Source organism: Stenotrophomonas maltophilia group sp. Smal12 (genome assembly GCF_037079935.1).
Taxonomy (GTDB): Bacteria; Pseudomonadota; Gammaproteobacteria; order Xanthomonadales; family Xanthomonadaceae; genus Stenotrophomonas; species Stenotrophomonas sepilia.
Genome location: NZ_JBAWUK010000051.1, coordinates 23,378 through 30,673, shown reverse-complemented (window position 1 = coordinate 30,673; position 7,296 = coordinate 23,378). Strand labels below are relative to the sequence as shown.

Here is a 7,296-nt window from a genome sequence, read left to right as displayed (position 1 = left end):
AAAAAATGGGGGGGTGTTTGGGTATTTAATTTGTGCTAAAAAATAAATAAATAAAAAAAAAAATTTTAGGGGGTTCGGGGAATCTGGGGGGGGGGGGGCGGCCGGCGGGCGCAAACACCGGGGGTTGTGGGTTTGGGGGGGGCGGGGGGCCGCCAACTCTCGGATCCCGCCCTCTCCACCATTCAGCCCCCAGGCGTATGCTGGACCCTTGCCCCGAGGAGCCGCCACATGCACATCGTGTACAAGGCCGACAACCTGTTCGACGCCCATCTGGTCAAGCACGCCCTGGAAGACGCCGGTATCCCCGCGTTCGTGTTCGGAGAGCAGTTGCTGGGCGGGATGGGCGAGCTGCCGCTGTTTGGCGTGTTGCGGGTCGGCATCCCCGATGCGGCGCGGCCGCAGGCCGAGGACATCGTAGCGGCGCTGGACTTGGGCCAGGCCCCGTCCGACCCCATTTCCGATGCAGACGACATTGCCGGCATTCCGGCGTAGGAGCGCATCATGTTGGGAATTGGCCAGGGCATCCTCGGCATCGGCGCCTTCAAGCAGCGCCTGCCGCGCCTGGAAGAGGCGCTACCGGGGCGTGACCAACCACTGCCGCTGCACAGCAACCAGCACTTCGTGAACAGCCATCCGCTGAAGGACCGTTTCGCCGGCCTGCAGCAGATCCGCTTTGCGCTGGGCTGCTTCTGGGGCGCCGAGCGCAAGTTCTGGACCGAGCCGGGCGTGTACAGCACGTCGGTCGGCTATGCAGGCGGCATCACGCCGAACCCGACCTATGAAGAGGTCTGCTCGGGCCTGACCGGCCACACCGAAGTGGTACAGGTGGTGTTCGACCCGGCGGTGGTGAGCCTGGGGCGGCTGCTGCAGCTGTTCTGGGAAAGCCACGATCCAACCCAGGGCATGCGTCAGGGCAACGACACCGGCACCCAGTACCGCTCGGCGATCCATGCCACCGACGAGGCCCAGTACAGGGCCGCGCTGGCCAGCCGCGAGGCCTACCAGGCGCAGCTGGCTGCGGCCGGCTACGGCCCGATCACCACCGAGATCGTGTACCCGGCACCGGCGTACTACTACGCCGAGGACTACCACCAGCAGTACCTGGCGAAGAATCCGAACGGCTACTGCGGCATCGGCGGCACCGGCGTGAGCTGCCCGATCGGGTTGGATGTGGAGGCGCCGCGCTGACGCGGGGTGGTCCGCCTGCGGCGGGAAAGGTAAAAATCAAAATCAACAGCAAAAGCGGCTCTGGGTCGCTTTTGGTTGGGCGGGTCGGGGGCGGCTGGCAGGACACGCCGTTAACCGGTCCATGGGGGCTCGATGGCGCAATCAATGGCCCCAACGGTCCTGCCAGCCGCCCCCGTTCCACCTTCGACAGTTTCCCGGTGACGGTGGGCGAGAGCATGGGTTACTGACGAACTGAAGAAAAACAAAAAGGACGCGGCGTTTGCCGCGTCCTTTTTGTTTGATCCAGCAGTGCTTTCTGTAGAGCGGAGCCATGCTCCGCTCCAAGCAAGCGAAGCGCGCGACCCGCTGTTGCTCTTCTTTCCTTCTTCCGTGGCGGGCGGCCGCAGGAAACTGTCGAAGGCGGGGTGGGTAGGCCGTGCAGGGGCGTGAGCCGCATGGGCCCGAGGCATGCCTCGGGCGGGTTGGGCAGGACGCCCAACCCCGGTCTTGCCGTGTGCGCAGGACAGCGCACACGAGCAAGCGGCGGCCAAGCCTCCAGGGATGGATTCACGGCGTCTCCCGCGAACCCAACCCGCCCGACCCAGCACGGCTTTTGCTCTGAGCTCCCCGCCACGAGGGGCTCAGCCGTTGGCCGGAATCCTCACAGTGCCGCGCGGATCCGCTCGCGCAGTGCTTCCAGATCCTTGGCAAACGCATCGATGCCGGTCGCCAGCTTCTCGGTGGCCATCGGATCGGCCGCCAGGTCCGCCGCGAACTTCGCCGCATCGATCGGGGTCACCGCCGCGCCATCGGCGGCACCGGCCACCAGCTTGCGCGGCAGCTCGCCGTGGTCGGCGTCCAGCTTTTCCAGCAGGTCCGGCGAAATCGTCAGGCGGTCGCAGCCGGCCAGTGCTTCGATCTGCGCGGTCGAACGGAACGAGGCGCCCATCACCACTGTCGGCGAACCGCGACGCTTGAATTCGGCATAGACGCCGCGCACGAACTTCACGCCCGGGTCTTCATCGATGGTGGCCGGGGCCTGGCCGTTGGCCACGTACCAGTCCAGGATGCGGCCGACGAACGGCGAGATCAGGAACGCCCCGGCTTCGCTGCAGGCCAGCGCCTGGGTCGGGTTGAAGATCAGCGTCAGGTTGCAGTCGATGCCCTCGGCCTGCAGGATGCGCGCGGCTTCCACGCCTTCCCAGGTCGCGGCGATCTTGATCAGGATCTTCTCGCGCGGCACGCCGGCATCGGCGTACATCTGGATGAACTGGCGGGCCTTGGCCACGGTGGCAGCGGTGTCGTGAGCCAGGTCGGCATCCACTTCGGTGGACACCCGGCCCGGCACCAGCGTGCTCAGCAGCGCGCCGACGCCGATGGTCAGGCGGTCGGCCACGGCGTGCACCACGGCTTCGCGGTCGCCCGTCTGCTGGCGGCCCCAGGCCAGTTCGCGTTCGATCAGCTCGGCGTAGACCGGCAGGTCCAGCGCCTTCTTCACCAGGGTCGGGTTGGTGGTGCAGTCCACCGGCTGCAGGCGCTTGATCGCCTCGTAGTCACCGGTATCGGCAACAACCACGGACAGTTCGCGCAGCTGGGACAGTTTGGACGGGGTACTCATTACGGCTCCTGGGACAGGGGGATCGAATCGCGCGCGGTGCGCAGCGGTAATCAGGGGCGGTCGTTGTGGACCGCGGTCACGCGCAGGCGCAGCTTGCGACCGCCGGGCGCGGTCCAGTCGATGCTCTGGCCGATCGAAAGGCCGAGCAGGGCACTGCCGACCGGGGCCAGCACGGAAACCTTGCCTTCATCGACGTTGGCTTCGCGGGGGAAGACCAGGGTCAGGACGTGCTTTTCGCCCGACACTTCATCTTCGCACTCCACGCGCGAATGCATCATGACGATGCCTTCGGGAATCTGGTCCGGTGCCAGCACGGTGGCCCGGTTGAGTTCTTCAGCAAGCGCGAGCGCGGCAGGCGTCTGGCTCAGCGCGGGAGATTCGAGCATGGCGTCCAGGCGGTCCATGTCGAAGGTAGAAACGGTGATCGACGGCGGCAGGCCGCTGGCGGTGTTCATGGTGACGCTCCTTGGTTGAAAGCCATGCAAAAGGCGGCACCTGCTGGCGCCGCCTGTCTGTATTGTGGGGACAAATGCGGCCGGAATCGACTCCTGCCGATTCCGGGCCGGTGCTGCAGGGGTTCAGCCGTTCAGCGCCGGGCCGGGCAGGGCCGGTGCATCGCTGCCGGCATCGAGCGCCTCCAGCGTGAACAGCGCCTGCGGCAGGCGCTTGAACTGGTCGGCCAGGTCCATCAGGAAGTCGTTCATGGCCGAGCTGCGGCGCCAGATCATGGCGATGCGGCGGCTGGGACGGCCTTCGCCGGTGAAGTCGAGCAGGCGGATGTTGTTCGAGCGCGGCACTGGCGGCTGCACCGACAGACTCGGCAGCAGGGTGATGCCGACGTCGGCGGCGACCATCTGCCGCAGCGTTTCCAGGCTGGTGGCGCGGAACTCGGACTTCTCGTTGGCGCCGAACAGGCGGCAGACTTCCAGCGCCTGGTCGCGCAGGCAATGGCCGTCCTCCAGCAGCAGCAGCTTCTGCGTGGCCAGTTCCTGCACGTCCAGGTGCTCGCGACGTGCCAGCGGGTGGCGACCGGAGACGGCCAGCAGGAACGGTTCCTCGAACAGGAACTCGGCATGCAGCTGTTCGTCGATCACCGGCAGCGCCAGCAATGCAGCGTCGAGCTTGCCTTCGCGCAGGCGGTCCAGCAGCACATCGCTCTTTTCCTCGACCAGCAGCAGTTCCAGCTCCGGGAAGCGCTCGCGGATGCGCGGGATCACATGCGGCAGCAGGTACGGGCCGAGGGTCGGGAAGATCCCCAGGCGCACCGTACCGGCTTCCGGATCGCGGCTGCGTCGCGCCGCTTCCTTCAGCTGTTCCACTTCGGACACGATCACCCGCGCCCGTGCGGCTGCTTCCTGGCCGGCCGGGGTCAGCATCACCTTGCGCGGTGCGCGTTCCACCAGCGGCAGGCCGAGCTCTTCCTCCAGCTTGCGGATCTGCGTGGACAACGTCGGCTGGCTGACAAAGCAGGACGCGGCAGCCCGGCCGAAATGCTTGTGGTCGGCCAGGGCTACCAGGTACTTCAGATCACGTAGGTTCATCCTTACACCCCAGGGGTAACGGACCGGCTGACGGCGTGGTTACCCGACAGGCAGACAATGTTCCCGGTGATCTGGGAACGGTGGATCAGGCCGCTTCAGCAACGGCACCGCTGCTGTTGCTCACCGACGAGCGGATCAGGTGGTCGAACGCACTCAGTGCGGCGGTCGAGCCGGCGCCCATGGCGATGATGATCTGCTTGTAGGGCACCGTCGTGCAATCGCCAGCAGCAAACACACCCGGCAGGTTGGTCTGGCCGCGGTCGTCGATGACGATCTCGCCGCGCGGCGACAGCGCCACCACATCCTTCAGCCACTCGGTGTTGGGCAGCAGGCCGATCTGCACGAAGATGCCTTCCAGCTCGACGCGGTGGGCATCGCCGCCGATGCGGTCCTTGTAGACCAGGCCGGTGACCTTGCTGCCGTCGCCGAGCACTTCGGTGGTCTGTGCGCTGGTCAGCACGGTGACGTTGCCCAGGCTGCGCAGCTTCTTCTGCAGCACTTCGTCGGCACGCAGGCTGGAATCGAACTCCAGCAGGGTTACATGCGACACGATGCCGGCCAGGTCGATGGCCGCTTCCACACCGGAGTTGCCGCCGCCGATCACCGCCACGCGCTTGCCCTTGAACAATGGACCATCGCAGTGCGGGCAGTAGGCCACGCCCTTGTTGCGGTACTGGTCCTCGCCCGGCACGTTCATCTGCCGCCAGCGCGCGCCGGTGGACAGGATCACCGAACGCGACTTCAGCACCGCGCCGTTCTCCAGCTGCACCTGCACCAGGCCGTCTTCGCCGGCCGGCACCAGCGCACTGGCGCGCTGCAGGTTCATGATGTCCACCTCGTACTCGCGCACGTGCTGCTCCAGCGCCGTGGCCAGCTTCGGGCCTTCGGTCTCCTTCACCGAGATGAAGTTCTCGATGGCCATCGTGTCCAGCACCTGGCCACCGAAACGCTCGGCGGCGATGCCGGTACGGATGCCCTTGCGCGCGGCGTAGATCGCCGCTGCAGCACCGGCCGGGCCACCGCCCACCACCAGCACGTCGAAGGCGTCCTTGGCGGCGATCTTCTCGGCATCGCGCTTGCTGGCATTGGTGTCCAGCTTGGCCACGATCTGCTCCAGGGTCATGCGGCCCTGGTCGAACACTTCACCGTTGAGGTACACGGTCGGCACCGACATGATCTCGCGCTTCTCGACTTCGTCCTGGAACAGGGCGCCATCGATGGCCACGTGCTGGATGCGCGGGTTGAGCACCGCGGCCAGGTTCAGCGCCTGCACCACGTCCGGGCAGTTCTGGCAGGACAGCGAGAAGTAGGTTTCGAACCTGTACTCGCCTTCCAGGTTCTGCACCTGCTCGATCAGCTCGGCGGTGGCCTTGGACGGGTGGCCGCCGACCTGCAGCAGGGCGAGCACCAGCGAGGTGAACTCGTGGCCCATCGGCAGGCCGGCGAAGGTCAGGTGGATGTCCTGGCCCGGCGTGCCCAGGTCGAAGGACGGCACGCGGCCCTGGCCATCGCGCAGGACCTGCAGCGTGATCTTGTCCGACAGGCTTTCCAGGGTCTGCAGCAGTTCCAGCATTTCCTGCGACTTGGCGCCGTCGTCGGCGTGCGCGGTGATCTGGATCGGGCGGGTCACGCGCTCCAGATAGGTCTTCAGCTGCGACTGCAGGTTGGCGTCCAACATCGGGTCATCTCCTGGCTTCAGGCAAACAGGGGGCGTGGCACCGCTGTGAAAGGTAGCGGACCAGCAGGGGGTAGGGGTGAACCCAAGACAGCGACCGTGGAAGGGGCTGGCTGGCCAAAGCTGGCGCGCGTTGGCTGTCTTGGGTTCACCCCCACGCCGGCGGGGGGACCGGCACGGGGATGAAGGGCGCGCCGTGGCGTGGGGCCACGGCAGGCCGGTACTGCCTTAGATCTTGCCGACCAGGTCCAGCGACGGGGTCAGGGTCTTCTCGCCTTCCTTCCACTTGGCCGGGCAGACCTGGTTCGGGTTGGCGGCGGTGAACTGGGCAGCCTTCAGCTTGCGCAGGGTCTCGGACACGTCACGGGCGATCTCGTTGGAGTGGATCTCCAGGGTCTTGATCACGCCTTCCGGGTTGATGATGAAGGTGCCGCGCAGGGCCAGGCCTTCTTCCGGAATGTGCACGCCGAAGGCGTTGGTCAGCTGGTGGGTCGGGTCGCCGACCAGCGGGAACTGGGCCTTGCCGACGGCCGGCGAGGTTTCGTGCCACACCTTGTGCGAGAAGTGGGTGTCGGTGGTGACGATGTAGACCTCGGCGCCGGCCTTCTTGAACTCGGCGTAGTGGTCGGCCGCGTCTTCGATCTCGGTCGGGCAGTTGAAGGTGAAGGCGGCCGGCATGAAGATCAGGACGGACCACTGGCCCTTCAGGCTGGCGTCGGAAACCTTGATGAACTCGCCGTTGTGGTAGGCGTTGGCTTCGAACGGCTGGATCTGGGTATTGATGAGGGACATCATTTTTCCTCTGGTGAAGGGGAGTGGGTGAATCGACAGGAGCTAGGTTACCCATTCGCTCGCGATAAGAACAATCCATTGATTGCATCTATTTGATAGATGGAGTCTATCAAATTGCCACGAGCAGGCACTGAACCGTGCCGCTCCTATCCTGTAACTGCTTGTGTGGCAAGGAAAATCGCCCGGGATGTGAGAAGAGGGCTGATAGCCCCTCCTTATACCCTCTGGCGAAACCTGAACGGATTCCAGCTTTTTTGTAGCGTCGAGCCATGCTCGAAGGTGGATCTGTAGAGCCGAGGGGCCGCGCGGGGGGGGGCCGCCCCCCCCCCCCCCGCCGGGGCGGGGGCATATTCCCAAGGGGTTCCAACCCCACCCCCCCCAGCGGCCGGCCCGAGGCCCCGCGCCCGCCCGGGGCGGGGGGGGGGGCGCGCCCCCCCCCCCCCCCCCCCCCGGGGGGGGCGTATTCGTGCGCCCGCCGCGGCTGGGATTTGGGGCAGTGCGGC

The 7,296-nt window shown here is 66.2% G+C and carries 7 protein-coding genes; 2 read left to right on the top strand and 5 right to left on the bottom strand.

What is annotated here, in order from left to right; translation table 11 throughout:
* Window positions 1-228: 228 nt before the first annotated feature.
* Both WDC87_RS18195 and msrA read left to right on the top strand, forming a co-directional pair.
* Window positions 229-492, top strand: a complete 264-nt coding sequence (locus WDC87_RS18195; protein ID WP_252744977.1) for a DUF2007 domain-containing protein — start codon at window positions 229-231, stop codon at window positions 490-492.
* A gap of 30 nt (window positions 493-522) precedes the next feature.
* Window positions 523-1,188 (top strand): peptide-methionine (S)-S-oxide reductase MsrA, encoded by a 666-nt coding sequence (msrA, locus tag WDC87_RS18190; protein WP_252744978.1) that lies wholly within the window; start codon window positions 523-525, stop codon window positions 1,186-1,188.
* 640 nt (window positions 1,189-1,828) lie between these two features.
* On the opposite strand, the gene WDC87_RS18185 is transcribed toward msrA, so the two are convergent.
* From WDC87_RS18185 to ahpC, 5 genes are all read right to left on the bottom strand, one after another.
* A complete protein-coding gene (locus tag WDC87_RS18185) occupies window positions 1,829-2,785 on the bottom strand; it encodes a transaldolase (protein WP_072167897.1) in 957 nt (318 codons plus the stop codon).
* Window positions 2,786-2,835: 50 nt separating this feature from the next.
* On the bottom strand, window positions 2,836-3,240 hold the full coding sequence (rnk, locus tag WDC87_RS18180; protein ID WP_049414505.1) for a nucleoside diphosphate kinase regulator: 405 nt from the start codon (window positions 3,238-3,240) through the stop codon (window positions 2,836-2,838).
* Window positions 3,241-3,363: 123 nt separating this feature from the next.
* On the bottom strand, window positions 3,364-4,326 hold the full coding sequence (locus WDC87_RS18175; RefSeq protein ID WP_111008012.1) for a LysR substrate-binding domain-containing protein: 963 nt from the start codon (window positions 4,324-4,326) through the stop codon (window positions 3,364-3,366).
* Window positions 4,327-4,411: 85 nt separating this feature from the next.
* On the bottom strand, window positions 4,412-6,004 hold the full coding sequence (gene ahpF, locus WDC87_RS18170) for an alkyl hydroperoxide reductase subunit F (protein ID WP_088497416.1): 1,593 nt from the start codon (window positions 6,002-6,004) through the stop codon (window positions 4,412-4,414).
* A gap of 225 nt (window positions 6,005-6,229) precedes the next feature.
* Window positions 6,230-6,793, bottom strand: a complete 564-nt coding sequence (ahpC, locus tag WDC87_RS18165) for an alkyl hydroperoxide reductase subunit C (RefSeq protein ID WP_005408159.1) — start codon at window positions 6,791-6,793, stop codon at window positions 6,230-6,232.
* Window positions 6,794-7,296 lie beyond the last annotated feature (503 nt).